This is a genomic window from Pseudomonas neustonica (assembly GCF_003797945.1).
GTDB lineage: Bacteria > Pseudomonadota > Gammaproteobacteria > Pseudomonadales > Pseudomonadaceae > Halopseudomonas > Halopseudomonas neustonica.
In genome coordinates this window covers 45,297-65,410 of sequence record NZ_RKKU01000022.1, presented here as the reverse complement: position 1 = coordinate 65,410, position 20,114 = coordinate 45,297, and the positions used below count along the sequence as shown (strand labels likewise).

Genomic DNA, 20,114 nt, shown 5'->3' with positions numbered 1-20,114 from the left:
CGTCCCTGACTCACCTAAAAACCTGAAATCCCTTGCGATGTCGCACGACACAGCAAGGGCCTTGGGCTTTATTTTCAACAAATAGCAAAAACGTGTTTAAAACGAGACCAAAGTCTCATTTTATGACAACCTATCGCCACACCGAATGCCCCATAAAAATAAAGCTGTAGCGAGCCCCAAATGACCAACGAGCCCAATGTCTTAACGCTGTCTGCCAATCGCAACGACGCCTCGGCATCGTCCCCCCTATTTCCCCCATTACTTCGCTGCATTGCCTTGCTGGCATGCGAGCTGTTCTTCTTTGTCGCCCTGATATCCATCAGCGACGGCATCCTGTTCTGGGTTGCCATCGCCATGGTAGTCCCCACACTTTTTCTGACCTGGCAGGCTCTGCCGGCTAGTACCAGTGCGGGCCAGTCCATCGGCTCACTACTGAAGAAAATCAACGGCGAACAGATCGACCTGCGCTCACATCCGCAAACCGATATGGATGAGACGTCATATGAGTTCGCCGAGCTGAATCGACGCTTGCGCAGCGTCATGCTCGACCTTCAACAAAACAGCCTGGCAACAGCTATCGCCTCTGCCAACAGCCGCCTGTTATCAGAGCGGGCGGCTAATGACGCAACGCAGCAACGAACACTCGCGGAGCATATTTTTCATGCCAGCGAACAAACCACTACCGCGCTGCAGGATCTCTCGCTACGCGCCACTGGCGTTACCCAGGTTAATACACGCAACCTGGAAATGGCCCTCGACTCAAAGGTCAGGCTCGCGGACGCACGCGATAAGATGAAGCTGATCAACAGTGCGATGTCGGGCTTTCAAAAGAACATCAGCGACCTGGATGCGACCTCAAGCCAGGTACGCGACATTCTCAAAACCGTTCAGGACTTTTCGGCGCAAACCAACATGCTGGCACTTAATGCTGCCATCGAAGCAGCCCGCGCCGGTGAACAGGGCCGTGGCTTTGCCGTCGTAGCCGACGAAGTGAGAAACCTATCGTTCAAGGTCGGAAATGCCGCAGAGCAAATCAGCCAATTGATGGAGAAAATGACGACGGCCATGGCGGGCGCAGAACAACAAACCCGCGGCATGCTTGAGCAAACCGAAGCAACCGGCGTGGCCGTAAGCGGCGCGGCCGATCAATTCGACACTTTGGTAGATGATTTTCAGCACACCAACGATGATCTACTCAGAGTCAGCAGTGCACTGGATGAGTTGACCGTGTCCAATGCAGAAACGCTGCAACATGGCAGCAATATCCGCCAGCTCAGTGAGACTATCTGCCAGCATATGGAAAATGCCTTCACCCAGGCCGATTCACTGCGCGACAACACCAACCTGGCGCTGCGCTCACTAGCCAGCTTCCGTCTGGGCGAAGGCCATCTCGAAGCAGTAACCGAGTTACTGATCAGCCGCCGCCACGCGCTGGAAGAACGTTTGAGCAGCATCGCCAGTAGCGGCGTGGACCTGTTCGACCAACACTACACCCCAATCGCCGGAACCAATCCGCCCAAGCATGATGTCAGTTGGGCAGATAGCTTTATCAAACAGGTACGTCCATTGCTCGACGAGTGGGACAAGGGTGGCCAGGATGGTGTGGTGTATACCGCCGCAGTCAATGAAAAAGGCTACCTGGCGACCAGCCGCAGTGCGTCGTCAAAACCGCCGACCGGTGACGTCAAGATTGATGCCGCGCAGAGCAACTACAAGCGCTTTGCCGTCAGCAACGATAATGACCTGCGGATCATGGCCTCGTGCACGCACATCAATATGGGAACCTTCTTACTCCCCGGCACGCACATTGTGGTCTTTGTTCTGTACGTACCGCTGTTCGTCAAGGGGCGTCGCTGGGGCACCATGTCGGCCGCCGTAATGCCCGCCACTCTGGGCGTTTAATACGAACTTGAAGGCTCAGGCATGCTGCCGACAAAACTCGGCAGCATGCCTGGCCGCCTGCGCAATCAAGTTGCTCTGAGTCAAGCCGCTGCGCTTCAGCGGCGTCAAGTCATGGTCTCCTCCTTCCAGCCAGCGCACCTGCAGATCCGGGTCCAGGGGGTAGCCCTCAATTTCCTGCGGCTTACCGAAGGGGTCACGGGTGCCCTGAATAATGAGACCTGGAAGCGTCACCTGCCGCAGGTGCTCAATGCGCGTCTTCTCAAGCTTGCCCGGCGGATGGAAAGGATAACCAAAGCAGATAAAGCCCTGAGCTTCCAGCTCAGCAGCCATCATGCTCGCCACCCGCCCGCCCATCGATTTGCCAGCCAGAAAAAACGGAGCATCGATAGTGCTGCAGAGCTCACGCAAACTCGCCTGAAGCACTGCCATGGGATTTGGCGGCCTCTTCCGCCCGTCTGCGCGCCTGGCTGCCATATAGGGGAACTCAAAGCGCAGCACGCGCAGCCCGTGCGACGCCAACTGCCCGGCCAGTTCTTCCATAAAAGGGCTATCCATAGGTGCGCCGGCGCCGTGCGCTAGCACCAGCGTCACAGCATGCGCGACCTCAGGCTCATTCAATAAAACCGGGTTAGACATATTTTTTCTCAAATGTGCATTGCGACATCTTGTCACAGCAAAAAAGCCCCACGCTGTGCGCTAAAACCAAGCACATATAGCCAGGCGGAATCGCTCATTATCAGCTAGGCTGACAGTAGCAAACAGCCTAAGACCTAGCTATACCCGCCTTCCCCATCAACCAAAGCTGAAAACCAATAAAATCGTGGGTACGCCGGGACCTCGACTGATCAGGCATGGCTAACAGAGCAAGGCTGCAAGAATCGCTACCAGAGCCGCTCCAGAGGCCTTTTCCCTCCACCAAACAATGACCTATGTCATTGCAATGCGCGCGGGCTTTGCCCATACTTGCCAACGCTTTAATACCCATAAACTAACTGCTATCCGTGGAATCTCGCATGAGCACAGCTACCACTCCGACAGCCTATAATTATAAGGTGGTACGCCAGTTCGCCGTCATGACGGTCATCTGGGGTATCGTTGGCATGGCCATGGGCGTCTTTATTGCCTCCCAACTGGTCTGGCCCGAACTTAATTTTGGCTTGCCCTGGACCAGCTTTGGGCGTCTTCGTCCATTGCACACAAACGCCGTCATTTTCGCCTTTGGCGGTTCCGCCCTGTTCGCTACGTCATACTATGTCGTACAGCGCACCTCTCAGGCTCGCCTTGTATCCGATGGTCTGGCCGCTTTCACCTTCTGGGGATGGCAAGCTGTGATCGTGCTGGCCGTCATCACCCTGCCGATGGGGTTGACGTCCACCAAGGAATACGCGGAGCTGGAATGGCCGATCGACATTTTGATCGCCGTCGTCTGGGTCAGTTATGCGCTAGTGTTCTTCGGCACCATCATGAAGCGCAAGATGAAGCACATCTATGTCGGCAACTGGTTCTTCGGTGGATTCATCATCACCGTGGCCGTGCTGCACATCGTCAACAGCATGGCGGTACCGGTCTCGCTGACCAAGTCGTACTCCATGTATGCTGGTGCGACTGATGCGATGATTCAGTGGTGGTACGGCCACAACGCGGTTGGTTTCTTCCTGACTGCGGGCTTCCTGGGCATGATGTACTACTTCGTACCCAAGCAGGCCGAGCGCCCAATTTATTCGTATCGCTTGTCGATCGTGCACTTCTGGGCACTGATCTCCATCTATATCTGGGCCGGCCCTCACCACCTGCACTACACCGCGCTGCCTGATTGGGCGCAGTCACTGGGCATGGTGATGTCACTGATCCTGCTGGCACCTTCTTGGGGCGGCATGATCAACGGCATGATGACGCTGTCTGGTGCCTGGCACAAACTGCGTACTGACCCTATTCTGCGCTTCCTGGTTGTGGCACTGGCCTTCTACGGCATGTCCACATTTGAAGGGCCTATGATGGCTATCAAGACCGTGAACGCGTTGTCCCACTACACCGACTGGACCATTGGTCACGTACACGCCGGTGCACTGGGCTGGGTTGCCATGATCTCTATCGGTTCGCTCTACCACATGATTCCAAAGATCTTTGGTCGCGAAGCCATGTACAGCACCCCACTGATCAACGCCCACTTCTGGTTGGCTACTATCGGTACCGTGCTATATATCGTCGCAATGTGGGTCAACGGCATCACCCAAGGCCTGATGTGGCGCGCAGTCAACGTTGACGGCACACCTACCTACTCCTTCGTTGAAGCGTTGGAAGCCAGTCATCCGGGTTACGTCGTGCGCATGATCGGCGGCGCCTTCTTCCTGCTGGGCATGCTGCTGATGGCTTACAACGTCTGGCGTACCGTGCGTCACAGCAAGCCAGCGGAAGTTGTCGCTGCAGCCCAGACTGCCTGAGGGAAGAATTAGATGAAAATGCATGAAACTGTAGAAAAGAACCTGGGCCTGATGGTCGTGCTGATGGTCATAGCCATCAGCTTCGGCGGCCTGGTCCAGATCGTTCCGCTGTTCTTCCAGCCGGAAACCACCGAACCGGTCGAGGGTCTGCGGCCTTACACAGCAGTAGAGCTTGAAGGTCGGGACATCTACATCCGTGAAGGCTGCGTTGGCTGTCACTCACAGATGATCCGTCCTTTCCGTGCTGAAACCGAGCGTTACGGTCACTATTCCGTTGCCGGCGAAAGCGTATGGGAACACCCTTTCCTGTGGGGCTCAAAGCGTACTGGTCCCGATCTGGCTCGTGTCGGTAAGCGTTACTCCGACGACTGGCACCGTGCTCACTTGATTAACCCTCGTGACGTGGTACCTGAATCCAAGATGCCTGCCTTCCCATGGCTGCAGGACAACGTCCTTGACGGTGAGTACACCGCCAAGAAGATGGAAGTGCTGCGCGGCCTGGGCGTTCCTTACACAGATGAAGACATCGCCGGTGCCAAGGAAGCGGTTGAGGGAGTCGCCGAAATGGACGCTCTTATCGCCTACCTGCAGCACCTTGGCACTGTCCTGTCGGACCGGTAAGCAATCATGGATATCAATACTCTCCGGGGCCTAGGCACTATCTTCGCGATGGTGGCCTTCATCGGTGTCGTGATATGGGCCTACAGCTCATACAAAAGGAAGGATTTCGACGAAGCGGCGCAACTGCCCTTCGCCGATGAGAACGATGCCAAGGCACAGGACGAGCAGCAAGACGATGCTAGGAGTAACAAGTAATGACTAATTTCTGGAGCGGGTACATTGTTGTCCTGACACTGACCTGCCTGGGCCTGATCCTGTGGTTGCTGCTGGCCACACGCAAAGGGCAGCGCTCAGAGCAGACAGATGAAACTGTCGGACATAGCTTTGACGGTATTGAAGAATACGACAACCCCCTACCCCGCTGGTGGTTCGTACTGTTTGTCTCCACCATGGTTTTCGGTGCTTTTTACCTGTTCCTCTATCCGGGTCTAGGTAAGTGGCAAGGCTACCTTGAGTGGACTTCCGTCAAGGAATATCAGGCCGAAGTTGAAAAGGCTGAAGAGCAGTTTGCTCCGATCTTCGCACGCTACAACGCAATGCCGGTTGAAGAAGTTGCAAAAGATCAGGAAGCCAATCGTATTGGCCAACGCCTGTTCGCGACCAACTGCTCGGTTTGCCATGGCTCCGACGCTCGCGGTGCCTTTGGCTTCCCGAACCTGACGGACAACGACTGGCTATATGGCGGCGACCCGGAAACCATCAAAACCACGCTGCGCGGTGGCCGTCAGGCTGCAATGCCAGCATGGCTTGGGGTTATCGGCGAAGATGGCGTGCGCAACGTTTCGGGTTATGTGCGCAGCTTGTCCGGCCTGGAAACAGAGAATGTCGATCTGGCAGCCGGTGCAGAAACCTTCAAAAACACCTGTGTGGCTTGTCACGGTGCAGAAGGTAAAGGCAACCAGCAAATGGGTGCTCCGAACCTGACCGACGACATCTGGCTCTACGGGTCCAGCTTCCTGCAGGTACAGCAGACGCTGCGCTATGGCCGTAACGGTCATATGCCTTCGCAAGCACATCTGGGAGAAGACAAGATCCACATGCTCGCCTCCTATATCTACAGCCTGTCCCACAAGGACGAGCAATAAGCTGTAGTTAGCGCATAATGAAGGCAGTATCAGATGGGGGAACTTGGTTCCCCCATCTTGTTTCCGCCTATTACTCAGCGCGACCACCGGTCGCATTGTGCGCATTGCCAATCCAGTATATTTTCAATAATGCGGGCAAAGTCTGACCCCACGCGAGGCCAGTCCGCCCATACTTCCTTTCGCCTGAGAGGGTCAGCCTGATATGAGCAACAAAATCCCAGTAGAAGACGTCACACCCAAGGTTGAAACCTACGACCTTTACGCTAAACGCGAGAAAATCCAAACACGCTCTTACAAGGGCCTATTCAAGAATATTAGGCTTGCTGGGGCAGGTTTCCTGTTTCTACTGTATTTCGGCACGGTTTGGCTGAAATGGGGTGACCGCCCTGCTGTGCTTTGGGATCTACCAGCGCGCCAATTCCATATATTTAGCGCCACTTTTCAGCCGGAAGATTTTTTCCTGCTGTCATTTATGCTGATTATCTGTGCCTTTGGTTTGTTCTTTATTACCGTGTTCGCGGGTCGCGTATGGTGCGGCTATACGTGCCCGCAAACGGTCTGGACCTGGGTTTTCATGTGGGCTGAGCGCGTCACCGAAGGTGAACGCAACGCGCGAATCAAGCTGGACAAGGCGCCCATGAGCCTTAACAAATTCCTACGCCGTACAGCCAAGCACAGCATATGGCTATTGGTTTCGCTAGCCACGGCGCTCACCTTCGTTGGTTATTTCACACCTATTCGCGGCTTGGTTGCGGATATGTTCACCTGGCACATGGCCGGCTGGTCGCTGTTCTGGGTCTTTTTCTTCACTGCCGCAACTTATATCAATGCTGGCTGGTTGCGCGAGCAAGTCTGCATCTACATGTGCCCCTACGCGCGCTTCCAGGCTGTTATGTTTGATGCCGATACCTTAATCGTGTCTTACGATGCAGCTCGCGGCGAACCACGCGGCTCCCGTAAAAAAGGTGTAGACCCGGCAACCGTCGGCAAAGGCGACTGTATCGACTGCGAGATCTGCGTACAGGTCTGCCCCACGGGGATCGACATCCGCGATGGCTTGCAGGTCGAATGCATCAGCTGCACTGCCTGCATCGACGCCTGTGATGAAGTCATGGAGAAGATGGATTATCCGCCGGGCCTGATTCGCTACACTACCGAGCACAGCCTGGAGGGCAAACCAACCAAGGTATTCCGCCCGCGGCTGTTTGGCTATGGCACTGCGTTGCTGGTAATGATTGGCCTGTTTATCATTACCGTAGGCAACATCTCGCAGGTTTCACTGGATATCGAACGCGATCGAAATGTTCTGTATAGAGAAACTCGCAGCGGTCAGATAGAGAACGTGTACATTGTCAAAATCTTTAACAAGGGTGCCACTGAGCGCAGCTACAACCTGAGCATGGAAGGCCACCCGGGGCTCACCCTGGAATTGCCCGATAGCCGCCTGATAGTAGGTCCTAGCAGTAAGTTGCAGCTGCCATTGAATGTGCAGATAGACCCTGCCGCACTGGATGGTGAAACCAACATGCCGATCACCTTCGAAGTCATCGCCACAGATGACGACAGCATCAGTGCCAAATCGGAAAGCCGGTTTTTGGCCCCCAAAGTACGTTAAAGGCTGTTACGTTAATGACCACAGGAACAAGTATGTCGCACGACAACATCAGCACGCCCTGGTACAAGCAATTCTGGGCATGGTTCGTCATAGCCATCCTCGCCTTTGCCGTCTTTATTGGCCTGGGGCTGCTGTTTGTGGCCACGATGAACCCTGACAGCCTGGTACGTGACAACTATTACACTGAAGGCAAGGCAATCAACATGTACCTGGGGCGCGACCATATGGCGCGCGACCTCAATGTAGTTGCCGACTTCAGTGTTGATGAGGTAACCGGCGACGTCAGCCTGCAGTTGCAAGGCGACTTTGTCGCCCTGCCGCGCAGCCTGACCCTGGATCTGATTTCTCCCACCCATGCTTCGCTGGATCATGCGGTCTCCTTGCGCCAGATCAAAGGCAACACCTACACAGGTCAACTGGAACAAAAGATCGAAGGCAGACGCTACATTGAGCTCAGTGATCCGGACAAACCCGGTGACCAGGGCTGGCGCCTGACCGGCGAAGTACACCTGGCGCCAGGACAGCCATACCAGATCACCGCGCAGTAACAAATGGCGCAACCCACCCCCTGCTTTCATTGCGGCGAACCGGTGCCTGCCGGCGCGCCCTGGCATGTGCAAATCCTGGATGAGCAGCAACCAATGTGCTGCCCCGGCTGCCAGGCGGTCGCGCAAGCAATCTGCAACGCAGGCCTGGAGTCATACTACCAACACCGCACCGAGCGCTCTGCCAATCCCGAGGCCATGCCTCGGGTGCTGCAGGAAGAGCTTGAGCTCTATGATCGCGAAGACGTACAACAGCGCTATACCCAGAGCAGCGGAGAGCAACAGCAAATTCAATTGCTGATCGAAGGCATTAGCTGTGCTGCCTGCTGCTGGCTGATTGAACGTCACCTGCGGGCAGAGCCCGGAGTTGTCGAAGCCAACCTGAACATGGGCAACCAACGCCTCAACCTGACGTGGCACGCGAGCGAAGCCAAGCTGTCCGCGCTGATCGCCGGGCTACGCCGTATCGGCTATACCGCGCACCCATACGAACCCGACAAGGCCGGCGAGCAAATCGCGCTGGAAAATCGTCGCTATCTGCGGCGCTTAGGGCTGGCTGGCTTGATGTTCATGCAAGTGATGATGGCCACCATGGCACTCTATGAGGAGTTCGACCAGGACCTGACCGAAGGCATGGCTCATCTGTTGCGCTGGGCAAGTTTACTGATGACCACGCCGGTTGTGTTCTACAGCTGCGCGCCCTTCTTTCAGGGCGCCTGGCGTGACCTTAAAAATCATCGCCTCAGTATGGATGTATCCGTGTCGCTCGCTATTGGCGGCGCTTATCTTGCCGGGATTTGGGCCACGGTTACCGGTACCGGCGAGGTCTACTTTGATTCCGTCACCATGTTTGCCTTCTTCCTGCTGGCCGGTCGCTACCTGGAGCGACGCGCACGACAGCGCACGGTCGAAAGCACCGCTCGACTGGTCAACCTGCTACCACCCAGTGCCGTGCGTATTCAGTCCGACGGCAGCAGTCAGCGCATCATGCTGGATGAGCTCAAGGTCGGCGACGCGGTCGAGGTAAAGCCTGGCGAGAGCATCCCGGCGGACGGTCGTATCCTGCGCGGCACCAGCAGCGTTGACGAATCGGCGCTATCGGGCGAATACCTGCCTATAGCTAAAAGTGCGGGTGACCTGGTTACTGCCGGGACGCTGAATGTCGAGGGCCCCATGCAGATAGAAGTGACTGCATTAGGCGAGGAAACACGCCTGTCGGCTATTGTTCGCCTGCTGGAGCGCGCGCAATCCGACAAGCCGAGACTGGCCAAACTGGCCGATCAGGTCGCGCAGTATTTTCTGCTGATTGTACTGCTCAGTGTGGTTGCGGTCGGCGGCGCCTGGTGGGTGCTAAGCGACGGGCATACCGCGTTCTGGATAGTGCTTGCCATGCTGGTAGCAACCTGCCCTTGCGCACTCTCGCTGGCTACACCGACCGCCCTGACCACGGCGACAGGAAGCCTGCACAAGTTAGGACTATTGATCACCCGTGGCCACGTGCTGGAAGGCATCAACCAGATTACCACCGTCATTCTGGATAAAACCGGAACCTTGACCGAGGGGCGCATGACCCTTGAGCAAATCCAGCCCCTTGCGAATCATGATAGCGAGCAGGCGCTGCGCTGGGCGAGCATGCTGGAAAGCGGTTCTGAACACCCTATCGCCCGCGCCTTCGGCCGGAGCATGCTCAGCGCGAGCGAGCTCAGCAGCGTTCCCGGGCAAGGCCTGCAAGGCGACTGCGATGGCACTACCTTGCGAATTGGCAAGCCCGATTTCGTCAGCGCACTGGGTCACTACAGCGCTCCTGACTACCCCGATTCGCCAGGCCAGTGGTTGCTGCTCGGCAGCGCCGCCGGGCCGATTGCCTGGTTCGCGCTCAATGACCGTCTGCGTAGCGATGCCGTCGCCATGGTTGCAGCACTGCAGAGTCAGGGACTGCGCGTCGTTCTGTTATCCGGCGACCAGTCTCCGGTAGTGCAGCGCATGGCTGCCACTCTTAACATCAGTGAAGCCATCGGCAACGCCAGCCCGGACGATAAGCTGGCCTTTGTTCAGACCCAGCAAGCGCGCGGTGAGAAGGTATTGATGCTGGGAGACGGTGTAAACGATGTGCCGGTGCTAGCCAGTGCTGATATCTCAGTCGCCATGGGCAACGCCTCTGATCTGGCCAAGACCAATGCCGATGCGGTGCTGCTCAACAGCCGCTTGCTCACCCTGGTCGACAGCATGCAGGTAGCCAAACGCACGCGCGCCATCATGATTGAGAATCTCTGCTGGGCCAGCCTGTATAATCTTGCGGTATTACCCCTCGCAGCGCTCGGCATGGTCACACCAGCCTGGGCTGCACTGGGTATGTCCGCAAGCTCGCTACTGGTGGTGCTCAACGCGCTGCGCCTGACGCGAGTCACGGTGCAGCCTCAAGCACCGGCCCGCTCAACCCTGGAGGTCAGTGCATGACGGTACTTTACATTCTGGTCCCCATTGCAATCTTACTGGTGATCCTGGCCATCTGGGTATTCAACTGGGCGGTCAACAACGGCCAATACGACGATCTGGATAGCCCGGCGCACAGTATTTTATTTGACGAAGATGACCCCGCTCACCTGGCCGCGCAAAGCCAGCACGATAAAGCCAAAACTGGCGATGAAAGCCCTGATGATAAATCGGTATGACGGCTGACTTGCTGCCGCAACTATTTACTGCTTTGGCGCTTGGCCTGCTCGGCGGCGGCCATTGCATTGGCATGTGCGGCGGACTAATGGGCGCGCTCACTATGGCCATACCTGCCAAACAGCGCCAGGGCTGGCCACTATGGCGCATTCTACTTAGCTACAACCTTGGCCGCATCGCCAGCTACACCCTCGCAGGCGGCTTGCTCGGCAGCTTTGGCTGGGCACTGCAGGGAATGGGTCTGGGGCCTGTATTACGGACCATAGCCGGCCTACTGATGATTTGCATGGGTCTCTACCTTGCCAACTGGTGGTCTGGCCTTACTCGCATTGAAAGCCTGGGACGCGGCCTCTGGCGGCACATAGAGCCGCGCGCGCGCAAGCTCTTGCCTGTCGAGCGCCCACGACAAGCATTGCTCTTAGGCACGCTCTGGGGCTGGTTACCCTGTGGTCTGGTATACAGCTCGCTGGTCTGGGCCAGCAGTCATGGCAGTGGCGCCACCTCTGCCCTGCTGATGCTGGCATTCGGTATTGGCACCCTGCCCACCTTGCTGGCAACGGGCGCTGCCGCAGACAAGCTCACTGCGCTGCTACGCAAACGCACCTTGCGCATCGGCGCTGCGAGTCTCATCATCGCGTTTGGCCTATGGACGCTCCCCGGACCGCATCAGCACTGGATTATCAACAAGCTGACACCACCTGCCAGCGTGCAACAGCCGGATAACCAGCAGCATAGCCACCACTAACAGCAACATCTTGAGCACAGCCCGGGGTGAAACCCATCGGGCCTTGTTGTACTCTTGCAACCAACGCCTGTACACCAAGACTGAAGAGACACTTTTGCCATGACTGACGCCATTAAACTTCGTGCATTGCCAGAGGCCCACTGCAAAGATTGCAGCTTGGCCACCATGTGCCTGCCATTGGCGCTGCATGACAAGGATATGGATACGCTTGACGACATCGTCAAACGTGGCAAGCCGCTGCGCAAGGGTGAGCTGCTGTTTCGTCAGGGCGACACCTTCAGTTCGGTCTACGCGCTTCGCTCCGGCACTATCAAGACGTTCAGCGTTGACGATGCCGGCATAGAGCAAATAACCGGGTTTCATCTGGCAGGTGAACTGATCGGCCTCTCCGGCATGGATGGTGATCGCCAGCCGCTGTCGGCCATGGCGCTGGAGACCACCTCGATTTGCGAAATCCCCTACGAGCGACTTGATGACTTAACGGCTAATATCCCCGGCTTGCGCCGCCAGGTAATGCGCTTGATGAGCCGTGAGATCCGCGAAGATCAACAAATGATGTTACTGCTGTCGAAAAAAACCGCCGACGAGCGAATCGCGACCCTGCTGATCAACCTGTCAGCTCGTTTTCGCTCCCGCGGTTACTCAGCCAATCGCTTTCGACTGGCGATGTCACGCAATGATATCGGCAACTATCTGGGCCTCGCCGTCGAAACCGTATCGCGTGTTTTCACGCGTTTTCAGCAACAAGGGCTGGTTGCCGCCGAAGGTAAGCAAATTGATATTCTTGACCACGCCGAGCTCTGTGCTCTGGCCGGTGGCCAACTCGATTGATCCGCAGGAAAGCCCATGATTTTTGACGAATACACCATCAAGTCGCTGATCCGTCCGGTACCGGATTTTCCCAAGGTCGGCGTCACCTTTCGCGACATCACGCCGCTGTACCACTCACCACGCGCCATGCGCATGGTTGCCGACAGCCTGATTCAGCGCTACGTCGAGTCGCCGGTAACTCATATCGGCGCCATTGATGCCCGTGGCTTTCTGCTCGGCGCGGTATTGGCTTACGAGCTGAACAAACCTCTGGTGCTATTTCGCAAAGCAGGCAAATTACCAGCCGACACCCTGCGTGAAAGTTATGCAACTGAATACAGCGAAACCACACTGGAAATGCACCGTGACGCCCTGAGCGGCGGTGAACAGGTGTTGCTGCTCGATGACCTGATTGCCACCGGCGGCACCTTTCTCGCCGCAGCACGACTGGTACGCCAATCCGGCGCCCATGTTTATGAAGCCGCTGCCATCATCGACCTGCCCGACCTTGGCGGCTCCCGCAGTATGCAGGATGCCGGCATTCCAACCTTTACTCTCTGCGCCTTTGCCGAGGACGAACAGTAGAAGCCCTCCGGCTGGCAGCACTGGCCAGCCAAGGCATTCACCGACAACGCCCATGAACGATAATTTCCTGAACCTTGCTAGTCCCTGGCGTCAGCGCCTGGCTGAATGGCTGGAACGTGCGTCCGTGCAATATCTCGTTACCGGACTGATCCTGATCAATGCAGTGATCCTTGGCCTGGAAACCTCCAGCACCGCCATGCAGCAGTGGGGCCATTGGCTGAGAACACTGGATCAGTTGATTCTCGCCTGCTTCGTTATCGAGATCGCACTTCGCTTCACCGCGCATGGCTGGCGCCTGCTGCGTGATCCCTGGGGCCTGTTCGACACGCTCGTCATTGCCATAGCGCTGATTCCAGCCAGTGGGCCTTTGGCGGTATTGCGAGCGCTACGGGTGCTGCGGGTTTTGCGCCTGATTTCACTGGTACCCAGCATGAAGATGGTGGTCCAGTCACTGCTGGCCTCCTTGCCCGGCATGGGCAGTATCGTCGCGCTGCTTGGCCTGGTTTTCTACGTAGCCGCCGTCATCGCTACACAACTATTCGGCGAGCAATTTCCGCAGTGGTTTGGCACCCTGGGCGACAGCCTTTACACCCTGTTTCAGGTAATGACGCTGGAGAGCTGGTCGATGGGTATCGTCCGGCCGGTGATGGAAGAGTTCCCCTACGCCTGGCTGTACTTCATACCCTTTATTCTGATTGCCACCTTCATGATGCTGAACCTGTTCATCGCCGTCATTGTCGATGCCATTCAGAATCAGCGCGACAAGGTCGCAGAGCAAGAGCAGGAACAGGCGCCACCCAGCGAGAGTGCGCTGCTGCTGGAAGAAGTGCGCCAGCTACGTGCGGAACTGCACATACTGCAGCAACGTCTACCGCCCAACGAGCCCTAAAGCACATCTTTGATCCTGGGCGCTAGACCTGGCAACTGCAGTTACTTATCATCTGCTTTGTTCAAAATAAAAAGCCTACCCTGCCATCTGGCTATAAGGTAGCTGCCGAGGATGATCAAGATGCCTAGTAATCTGCCGCCGGATACCCGGCTGCTGTTGATTGATGATCACCAGATATACCTTGACGGACTCAGCCTCACACTGGGTAGCCTCTGCGAGGGAGTGAAGCTGGACCACGCTCACAATGCGGCGCAAGCCATACAGCAAGTCCAGTCCAATACCTATGACCTTATCCTGCTCGACTTGCAGCTACCGGACAGCAGCGGCCTGGCCTTGCTACAGCGGTTGAACGCAATAGATGCCATGGTACCCGTCGCCATTCTTACCGCCAGCAATAGCCCCAGTGACCTTGATGCCGCCCTCCAGCTTGGCGCCGCCGGATTCATCAGCAAAACCGCCGACAGCAAGACCCTGATTGAAGCGGTTACGCAGCTCCTGTTCGGCGCGCAAGTAGTGATCGGTGATGAAAGTCGGCCACTGGACCGCCAGAGTAGCGCACGCGATGTCGGCATCACACCAAGACAACTGGAGATTCTGGACCTGCTAGCCGAAGGGCTGCCAAACAAGGTGATATGCCAGCGTCTCTGTTTGTCCGAAGACACCGTAAAGACGCACCTCAAGGCGCTTTTTTCCTCACTGGACTGCCACAACCGCACCGAGTGCGTCAGCAATGCACGCAAGCTGGGGCTGGTTAGTTTTTAACCGCTCATTTGCTTAACGACAAGAGTTTATGCACCACTCGGCGCAAGCGCGCTGGCAGGACCGGCTTGTAAAGCACCTCGACATCCGCCAGGCGCGCAGACTCGCCCAACTCCTCAGAGGTATCCGCGGTCACCAAGGCAGCGGGGCCGGCAAAAATAGCCTGATCGCGCAGCGCGCGAATCAAATCCAGTCCGTCGCTATCGCCCTCAAGACGATAATCAGTCAACAGCACATCAACGTCTATGCTATTCAGGCCATCAATCGCCTCATCGGCACTTTCGAACGCCCAGACGATGCAACCCCAAGACGACAGCAAGGTCTGCATTGCCTCGCGGCTAATCCGATCATTTTCAATCAGCGCAATCCGGCCATTCAGTGCAGGCGCCTGGGCCTGTGTCGGCGTATCTGGTTGCGCTTGCCATTCACCCAGCGGCACCTCGAACCAGAACAGCGCGCCCTCGCCCGCGACTGAGCTTACGCCGGATGGATACTTCAACAGATGAACGATCTGTCTGCAGATACTCAACCCTAACCCTACGCCCTTATCCAGCGTGCGGGCAGGATTTCGCAGTTGAGTAAACTCCTCAAAAATACGCTCCTGATCAGCCTCAGCCAATCCACAGCCATCATCCACCACACTGATACGCAAACTGTTATCCAGGCGCTGCACCTCAATACTGACCGTACTGGCGTCAGCATGAATCAGGGCATTATTCAGATAGTTGCGAATAAGGCGTTCCAGCAGCACTGGGTCACTCGAAACAGCATAGGCTTTATTGCACTCCAACTGCAGGCGGATATTGCGCCGTGCAGCAAAGGGCTCAAGGCTATCGAGTAACTGACGCAACCAGGGTGCCAGGTTGAACGAGCGACGCTGCGCCCGCACCATCCCGACCGACAGCCGAGAGATATCCAATAGCGAGTTCAGCATGGCCTGCAACAATTGGGTCGAATCACTCAGCTTAGCTACCGTTTTGTTTGCTTCAGGGCTGTCTACCTGCTCGTAAAGATGCTGAATAAACAAAGACATGGCATGCAAAGGCTGCCGTAGATCGTGGCTAGCCGTGGCCAAAAAGCGTGTCTTGCTCTGACTTTCGCGCTCAGCACGACTGCGCGCAGCTTCCAGTAGCTTTTCGTTCAAGTAGGCGCGCCGTTGCATGTATTCATACAAGTAGGCACCAAAGGCGCCCATCAACGTAAAGTTGATCAGATAGATGCTGCTGGAGATCACCGTCGACCGGCTGGAACCAATGCCGTACTCGGCAAGCAAATAAACCACGACGATTGCAAGAGAGCCCACAGTGGCATGGCGCATGGGCAGCCCTAATAAAAACATACCGGACAGTAACACCACGTATAAACCGTCATGGGTGATCCGTATCGGCAGGTCAGCCAGGCGCGCGGCTATGATCACCATCGCCACCATCAAACCCGTGCAGAAGTAGGCAAAAGTCGACACAGCAAAAGCGCGGTAAGGTGCAACCCGTCCCGCGCGATTGGCATAGAACAACGCAAAAATCATCACCATCAGCGCCACGCCTCGCACGCTCAAGGTGTAATTCCTTACCCAGTCAGGCAGATAGATGATGTCGAGCAGCATAAAAAACAGCATGAAGGCGATGCTTGAGATAGCGACTATTTTTGCGCGCGCACACATTTTACCGTGCAGGTAGAGCTGAAAATCAGGCTCCAGCTGTGCACTGAAACGCAGCCGAGCAAAACCTCTCGCCTGCCCCAGCAGTGCCGGTTCATCTACAACGGCACCGGCAGAGGTGAGCCGCATATCGCTCATCATTTTTCATCCATTTTTATTGTAATAATCCGGCTTATATATCCAGCCGTTATATCCGCAAAACCGAATTGCATAAAATAATTTAAAAACAACGCTTTACAGCGTCAATTTACAACTACGCTTCACCTTAGGCAGATAAACAACAGGATGTAGTCGTGATTGCCAACCCGCTCTTGCAAGCACCACAAGTCACCAATACTCAGGATCTCTTCCCTCTTAATCTGCTGGCCCTCAGTGCAGCTGACAATTTGTTGGAAAACATTCTCCGCCCCACCCTCACCTATCTAGGCGTCACCTGCGTCGCGATGGAACAGCTACTGCTCGGCACTCTGCTTACCACGGCCCGCCTCTCAGCATTGCAGCGCAACGAGCAGGCCATTGGCCCGTATGCAATAACGCCTGAACAGCACACCGAGATCTGGGACAAGCACCTGGCCTTGCAGCCTGAACTCGCCAGCAAGATACGAGGGCTGGCCAGCCAGCACTGTTTTCTGCATAACCCACATGCCGAACTGGGCTACAACCTGGGCTACGCCACGGCCATAGCCTGGCTAATCTACGAGCGTCAGCAATTGTCTATCGGGAGCCACAGCGATCTACCAAGCCTAGCGCGAATATGGGAACGCTCCTACCCCCATAGAGGTGGTCGTGCGCAAGATTTCTTGCGCGCCTGGCGGTCGGCCTGCAAAGCAGCCAGCCCAGTCTCGGCCTGATCAATAGCGCCCTATCAAGCCAACCCGGGTCAACTTGACCCCGTTATAGCGGGCGCGCACTCTGACGCAGCGCCATTATCGTGGCGCCCTTCCATGCTAACCACAGTGCCGGAGACCCTTTATGCCGCAATCAGCCAAGATCAACCGCCAGATTCTACTTGCTTCACGCCCAGTGGGCGCACCTACCGCTGCCAATTTCAATCTGGTCGAGACGGCCATCCCAACTGTCGCTGACGGTCAGATGCTGCTGCGCAATAAGTGGATGTCGCTGGATCCTTACATGCGTGGCCGCATGAGCGACGCGAAATCCTACGCTGATCCAGTGCCGGTGGGTGGTGTCATGACCTGCGCCACCGTCAGCGAAGTGATGGAATCGAAACTGTCAGGCTATGCCGCGGGCGACCTGGTCATGAGTTTCGGTTCAGGCTGGCAGGATTACACGCTGTCTGACGGCACCATGGTATTTCGCCTCGACAAGCAGATGAAAGAGCCCTCACAGGCGCTCGGCGTGCTCGGCATGCCTGGCTTTACTGGCTATATGGGTCTGACCGACATTGGCCAACCCAAGCAAGGCGAGACTGTCGTCGTTGCCGCTGCAACCGGGCCGGTAGGCACCGTTGTCGGTCAGGTTGCCAAACTGATGGGCTGTCACGTTGTCGGCATCGCCGGCGGTGAAGAAAAGTGCCGCTACGCTGTCGAAGAGCTGGGTTTTGATGCCTGTATCGACCACAAAGACGTCGGCCTCAATGACCAACTCGCCGCCGCCTGCCCCAAGGGCATCGACGTGTATTTCGAAAATGTGGGTGGCAAGGTATTTGACGCTGTTATGCCTCTGCTCAATGCTCATGCGCGTATCCCGCTGTGCGGCCTGATCGCCCAGTACAACGCCACCGAGCTACCCGCCGGCCCGGACCGCACAGCGCAATTGATGCGCTTGATATTGAGCCAGCGCATTCGTATGCAGGGCTTTATCATTTTCGACAACTACGGCAATCACTTCCCCGAGTTCCTGAAGACCATGACGCCCTGGGTTGAATCAGGCAAGGTGCGGGTTAAAGAGGATCGCGTGGAGGGTCTGGAGAATGCACCAGAGGCCTTTATGGGGCTGCTCGAAGGTAAGAACTTTGGCAAGTTGGTGGTTAAGATTGCGGATTGATTTGGGGTGTCAGCAAGACAGTTAAAATGCCGGCGATGCTGCATTTTTGATTGTTAATCAATTCCGCCTGAGGCGACCCTTGCCGCTGCCATACATTGCCAGGATCGAATCGCTCGTCCTATGGCTCACTGCTGTTTTCGCCCTTAGGCGAGTTCAGGCTTTTTAATCGTTCCCACGCTCCAGCGTGGGAACGCCAGCCATCTTTCAAACCGCTAATATCTCCCCAGCCAGTTCGCTCAGATACTCTCCCAACCGCACCTTTTGCGGCTCACTCAAATGCAGCCCCAGCTTGGTTCGGCGCCACAAAATTGCTTCCAGATCGCGCGCCCACTCGCGTTCGCGCAGGTACTTGATCTCGCGCTCAGTGAGTCCGGCACCAAATTGTTCGCCCATATCAGCCTGTGAGCGCATACCGCGCAGAAACACGCGGCTCAGGGTGCCGTAGCACCGCACAAAGCGATCCAGCTGCTGATCGGTCAACCAGGGAAACTCAGCCTTCAACTCGGCTGTCAGGCTGGCATGGGATGCAAAGTCCCCGCCAGCCAACGCGTATTCTGCGGTCCAGGCCGGCGTTGCGTTGGGAAACCACGGCTTTAGTTTATCCACCGCTGCCTCGGCGAGACGTCGATAGGTCGTCAGTTTGCCGCCATAAACCGCCAGCAGTGGCGCCTCACTTGCATCGCCATGGAGCGTGAGGCTGTAGTCCCGGCTAACGGCAGAGGGGTCCGCTTCGCTGGCGTCACTGATAAGCGGCCTGACCCCGGAGAATCGATGGCAGATGTCCGAGTGTTTCAACTGTCGCTTGAAATGCCCATTAACCACCTCGAGCAGGTAGTCAACTTCTCCGTCGGTAGGCTCAACCCGGGCCGGGTCTCCCTGATAATCGACATCAGTGGTGCCAATCAGCGAATAACCGCCCTCGTAGGGCAGCACAAAGACAATACGCTCGTCCTCATTCTGCAGAATGTAGGCCTGCCGCTCGTGATACAGCTCCGGCACTACGATATGACTGCCCTGCACCAGACGAACACCATAAGGAGAGCGCGTTGACACCACGCGCTCCATCACCCGCGCAGCCCAGGGGCCAGCCGCGTTGACCAGCGCTCGCGCCTGCACCCTTTCGCGCACATGCTCGCCGACCAATAGATCGACCTGCCATAGATCACCGACACGAGAGGCCGACTCACAGCGGGTATAGGGTCGAATGTCTGCGCCCAAGCTGGCGGCCTGCACGGCATTAAGCACAACCAGACGGGCATCGTCAGCCCAGCAATCGGAGTATTCAAACGCGTAATCAATCTCCGGCTTAAGCGGTCCCTGCCCATTCAATGGGCCACCAGTCGAACCGGGCAAGGTAGTGCGCTTACCGAGGTGATCGTAGAGAAACAAACCCGCGCGCAGCATCCAGCGCGGACGCAGATGCGGGCGGTGTGGCAGCACGAAACGCAGCGGCCAGATAATATGCGGCGCCTTGTTCAGCAGAACTTCGCGCTCGCCCAGCGCCTCGCGCACCAGCCTGAATTCGTAATGCTCGAGATAGCGTAATCCGCCATGCACCAGCTTGCTGCTAGCCGATGATGTATGAGAAGCCAGATCGTGCTGCTCGCACAACAATACGGACAGACCTCGGCCGGCGGCATCATTGGCTATCCCAACGCCGTTAACGCCGCCGCCAATCACCAGCAGATCATAGATCGCGGCATCTGCCGCTGACTGGCCTACACGCCGCTCTTGTGGATGGGGTTTGAACATCAACATCTCCGAAAACCTGCGCAACCATGCG

19 protein-coding genes are annotated in these 20,114 nt (G+C 56.6%); 16 read left to right on the top strand and 3 right to left on the bottom strand.

Features of this window, described 5'->3' with window-relative positions:
* Window positions 1–180: 180 nt before the first annotated feature.
* Window positions 181–1,902, top strand: coding sequence for a methyl-accepting chemotaxis protein (locus tag EF096_RS15210; RefSeq protein ID WP_123890657.1), 1,722 nt, complete (start codon window positions 181–183; stop codon window positions 1,900–1,902).
* 15 nt (window positions 1,903–1,917) lie between these two features.
* Here the strand turns inward: EF096_RS15210 and EF096_RS15205 are convergent, their stop codons facing one another.
* A complete protein-coding gene (locus EF096_RS15205) occupies window positions 1,918–2,538 on the bottom strand; it encodes an alpha/beta family hydrolase (protein WP_123890656.1) in 621 nt (206 codons plus the stop codon).
* A 377-nt stretch (window positions 2,539–2,915) separates the two neighbouring features.
* Between EF096_RS15205 and ccoN the strand changes: the two genes are divergently transcribed.
* The 13 genes from ccoN (at window position 2,916) to EF096_RS15140 (ending at window position 14,670) form a co-directional block, all read left to right on the top strand.
* Window positions 2,916–4,343, top strand: a complete 1,428-nt coding sequence (gene ccoN, locus EF096_RS15200) for a cytochrome-c oxidase, cbb3-type subunit I (protein ID WP_123890655.1) — start codon at window positions 2,916–2,918, stop codon at window positions 4,341–4,343.
* Window positions 4,344–4,355: 12 nt separating this feature from the next.
* Entirely contained in the window at window positions 4,356–4,964 is a 609-nt protein-coding gene (gene ccoO / locus EF096_RS15195) for a cytochrome-c oxidase, cbb3-type subunit II (protein WP_123890654.1), read from the top strand.
* Window positions 4,965–4,970: 6 nt separating this feature from the next.
* Complete coding sequence (locus EF096_RS15190) at window positions 4,971–5,159, top strand: cbb3-type cytochrome oxidase subunit 3 (RefSeq protein WP_123890653.1); 189 nt, start codon at window positions 4,971–4,973, stop codon at window positions 5,157–5,159.
* Window positions 5,159–6,049: a cytochrome-c oxidase, cbb3-type subunit III gene (gene ccoP / locus EF096_RS15185; RefSeq protein ID WP_123890652.1), complete on the top strand. Its 891-nt coding sequence runs from the start codon at window positions 5,159–5,161 to the stop codon at window positions 6,047–6,049. The genes EF096_RS15190 and ccoP overlap by 1 nt, the downstream gene beginning before the upstream one ends.
* A 202-nt stretch (window positions 6,050–6,251) precedes the next feature.
* Window positions 6,252–7,664, top strand: a complete 1,413-nt coding sequence (ccoG, locus tag EF096_RS15180) for a cytochrome c oxidase accessory protein CcoG (protein ID WP_123890651.1) — start codon at window positions 6,252–6,254, stop codon at window positions 7,662–7,664.
* Between the two features lie 32 nt (window positions 7,665–7,696).
* The gene (locus tag EF096_RS15175; protein ID WP_158611294.1) at window positions 7,697–8,212 is read left to right on the top strand and encodes a FixH family protein; all 516 of its coding nucleotides are present in this window, start codon (window positions 7,697–7,699) and stop codon (window positions 8,210–8,212) included.
* Window positions 8,213–8,215: 3 nt separating this feature from the next.
* Window positions 8,216–10,666 carry a heavy metal translocating P-type ATPase gene (locus EF096_RS15170; protein WP_123890649.1) on the top strand — a complete coding sequence of 817 codons (2,451 nt, stop codon included), beginning with the start codon at window positions 8,216–8,218 and terminating at the stop codon, window positions 10,664–10,666.
* Window positions 10,663–10,881, top strand: coding sequence for a cbb3-type cytochrome oxidase assembly protein CcoS (gene ccoS / locus EF096_RS15165; protein WP_123890648.1), 219 nt, complete (start codon window positions 10,663–10,665; stop codon window positions 10,879–10,881). Before EF096_RS15170 ends, ccoS begins: the two co-directional genes overlap by 4 nt.
* Window positions 10,878–11,624 (top strand): sulfite exporter TauE/SafE family protein, encoded by a 747-nt coding sequence (locus tag EF096_RS15160; RefSeq protein WP_123890647.1) that lies wholly within the window; start codon window positions 10,878–10,880, stop codon window positions 11,622–11,624. Before ccoS ends, EF096_RS15160 begins: the two co-directional genes overlap by 4 nt.
* 99 nt (window positions 11,625–11,723) lie before the next feature.
* Window positions 11,724–12,455 (top strand): fumarate/nitrate reduction transcriptional regulator Fnr, encoded by a 732-nt coding sequence (gene fnr / locus EF096_RS15155; protein ID WP_123890646.1) that lies wholly within the window; start codon window positions 11,724–11,726, stop codon window positions 12,453–12,455.
* A gap of 15 nt (window positions 12,456–12,470) precedes the next feature.
* A complete protein-coding gene (locus EF096_RS15150; protein ID WP_123890645.1) occupies window positions 12,471–13,019 on the top strand; it encodes an adenine phosphoribosyltransferase in 549 nt (182 codons plus the stop codon).
* Window positions 13,020–13,071: 52 nt separating this feature from the next.
* Window positions 13,072–13,908, top strand: a complete 837-nt coding sequence (locus tag EF096_RS15145) for an ion transporter (RefSeq protein WP_123890644.1) — start codon at window positions 13,072–13,074, stop codon at window positions 13,906–13,908.
* Window positions 13,909–14,028: 120 nt separating this feature from the next.
* Window positions 14,029–14,670 carry a response regulator gene (locus EF096_RS15140; protein WP_177412359.1) on the top strand — a complete coding sequence of 214 codons (642 nt, stop codon included), beginning with the start codon at window positions 14,029–14,031 and terminating at the stop codon, window positions 14,668–14,670.
* A gap of 4 nt (window positions 14,671–14,674) precedes the next feature.
* Here the strand turns inward: EF096_RS15140 and EF096_RS15135 are convergent, their stop codons facing one another.
* A complete protein-coding gene (locus EF096_RS15135; RefSeq protein ID WP_123890642.1) occupies window positions 14,675–16,465 on the bottom strand; it encodes a hybrid sensor histidine kinase/response regulator in 1,791 nt (596 codons plus the stop codon).
* A 152-nt stretch (window positions 16,466–16,617) separates the two neighbouring features.
* Between EF096_RS15135 and EF096_RS15130 the strand changes: the two genes are divergently transcribed.
* Window positions 16,618–17,175: a hypothetical protein gene (locus tag EF096_RS15130; protein WP_123890641.1), complete on the top strand. Its 558-nt coding sequence runs from the start codon at window positions 16,618–16,620 to the stop codon at window positions 17,173–17,175.
* Window positions 17,176–17,296: 121 nt separating this feature from the next.
* A complete protein-coding gene (locus tag EF096_RS15125; protein WP_123890640.1) occupies window positions 17,297–18,331 on the top strand; it encodes an NADP-dependent oxidoreductase in 1,035 nt (344 codons plus the stop codon).
* 204 nt (window positions 18,332–18,535) lie between these two features.
* Here EF096_RS15125 and glpD read toward each other — a convergent pair whose 3' ends face one another.
* Window positions 18,536–20,083, bottom strand: coding sequence for a glycerol-3-phosphate dehydrogenase (glpD, locus tag EF096_RS15120; protein WP_123890639.1), 1,548 nt, complete (start codon window positions 20,081–20,083; stop codon window positions 18,536–18,538).
* Window positions 20,084–20,114 lie beyond the last annotated feature (31 nt).

Excerpts from the sequence above, each read along its gene's own strand:
- EF096_RS15210 (WP_123890657.1), top strand. The coding sequence starts at position 181 with ATGACCAACGAGCCCAATGTCTTAACGCTGTCTGCCAATCGCAACGAC.
- EF096_RS15205 (WP_123890656.1), bottom strand. The coding sequence starts at position 2,538 with ATGTCTAACCCGGTTTTATTGAATGAGCCTGAGGTCGCGCATGCTGTG.
- ccoN (WP_123890655.1), top strand. The coding sequence starts at position 2,916 with ATGAGCACAGCTACCACTCCGACAGCCTATAATTATAAGGTGGTACGC.
- ccoO (WP_123890654.1), top strand. The coding sequence starts at position 4,356 with ATGAAAATGCATGAAACTGTAGAAAAGAACCTGGGCCTGATGGTCGTG.
- EF096_RS15190 (WP_123890653.1), top strand. The coding sequence starts at position 4,971 with ATGGATATCAATACTCTCCGGGGCCTAGGCACTATCTTCGCGATGGTG.
- ccoP (WP_123890652.1), top strand. The coding sequence starts at position 5,159 with ATGACTAATTTCTGGAGCGGGTACATTGTTGTCCTGACACTGACCTGC.
- ccoG (WP_123890651.1), top strand. The coding sequence starts at position 6,252 with ATGAGCAACAAAATCCCAGTAGAAGACGTCACACCCAAGGTTGAAACC.
- EF096_RS15175 (WP_158611294.1), top strand. The coding sequence starts at position 7,697 with ATGTCGCACGACAACATCAGCACGCCCTGGTACAAGCAATTCTGGGCA.
- EF096_RS15170 (WP_123890649.1), top strand. The coding sequence starts at position 8,216 with ATGGCGCAACCCACCCCCTGCTTTCATTGCGGCGAACCGGTGCCTGCC.
- ccoS (WP_123890648.1), top strand. The coding sequence starts at position 10,663 with ATGACGGTACTTTACATTCTGGTCCCCATTGCAATCTTACTGGTGATC.
- EF096_RS15160 (WP_123890647.1), top strand. The coding sequence starts at position 10,878 with ATGACGGCTGACTTGCTGCCGCAACTATTTACTGCTTTGGCGCTTGGC.
- fnr (WP_123890646.1), top strand. The coding sequence starts at position 11,724 with ATGACTGACGCCATTAAACTTCGTGCATTGCCAGAGGCCCACTGCAAA.
- EF096_RS15150 (WP_123890645.1), top strand. The coding sequence starts at position 12,471 with ATGATTTTTGACGAATACACCATCAAGTCGCTGATCCGTCCGGTACCG.
- EF096_RS15145 (WP_123890644.1), top strand. The coding sequence starts at position 13,072 with ATGAACGATAATTTCCTGAACCTTGCTAGTCCCTGGCGTCAGCGCCTG.
- EF096_RS15140 (WP_177412359.1), top strand. The coding sequence starts at position 14,029 with ATGCCTAGTAATCTGCCGCCGGATACCCGGCTGCTGTTGATTGATGAT.
- EF096_RS15135 (WP_123890642.1), bottom strand. The coding sequence starts at position 16,465 with ATGATGAGCGATATGCGGCTCACCTCTGCCGGTGCCGTTGTAGATGAA.
- EF096_RS15125 (WP_123890640.1), top strand. The coding sequence starts at position 17,297 with ATGCCGCAATCAGCCAAGATCAACCGCCAGATTCTACTTGCTTCACGC.
- glpD (WP_123890639.1), bottom strand. The coding sequence starts at position 20,083 with ATGTTCAAACCCCATCCACAAGAGCGGCGTGTAGGCCAGTCAGCGGCA.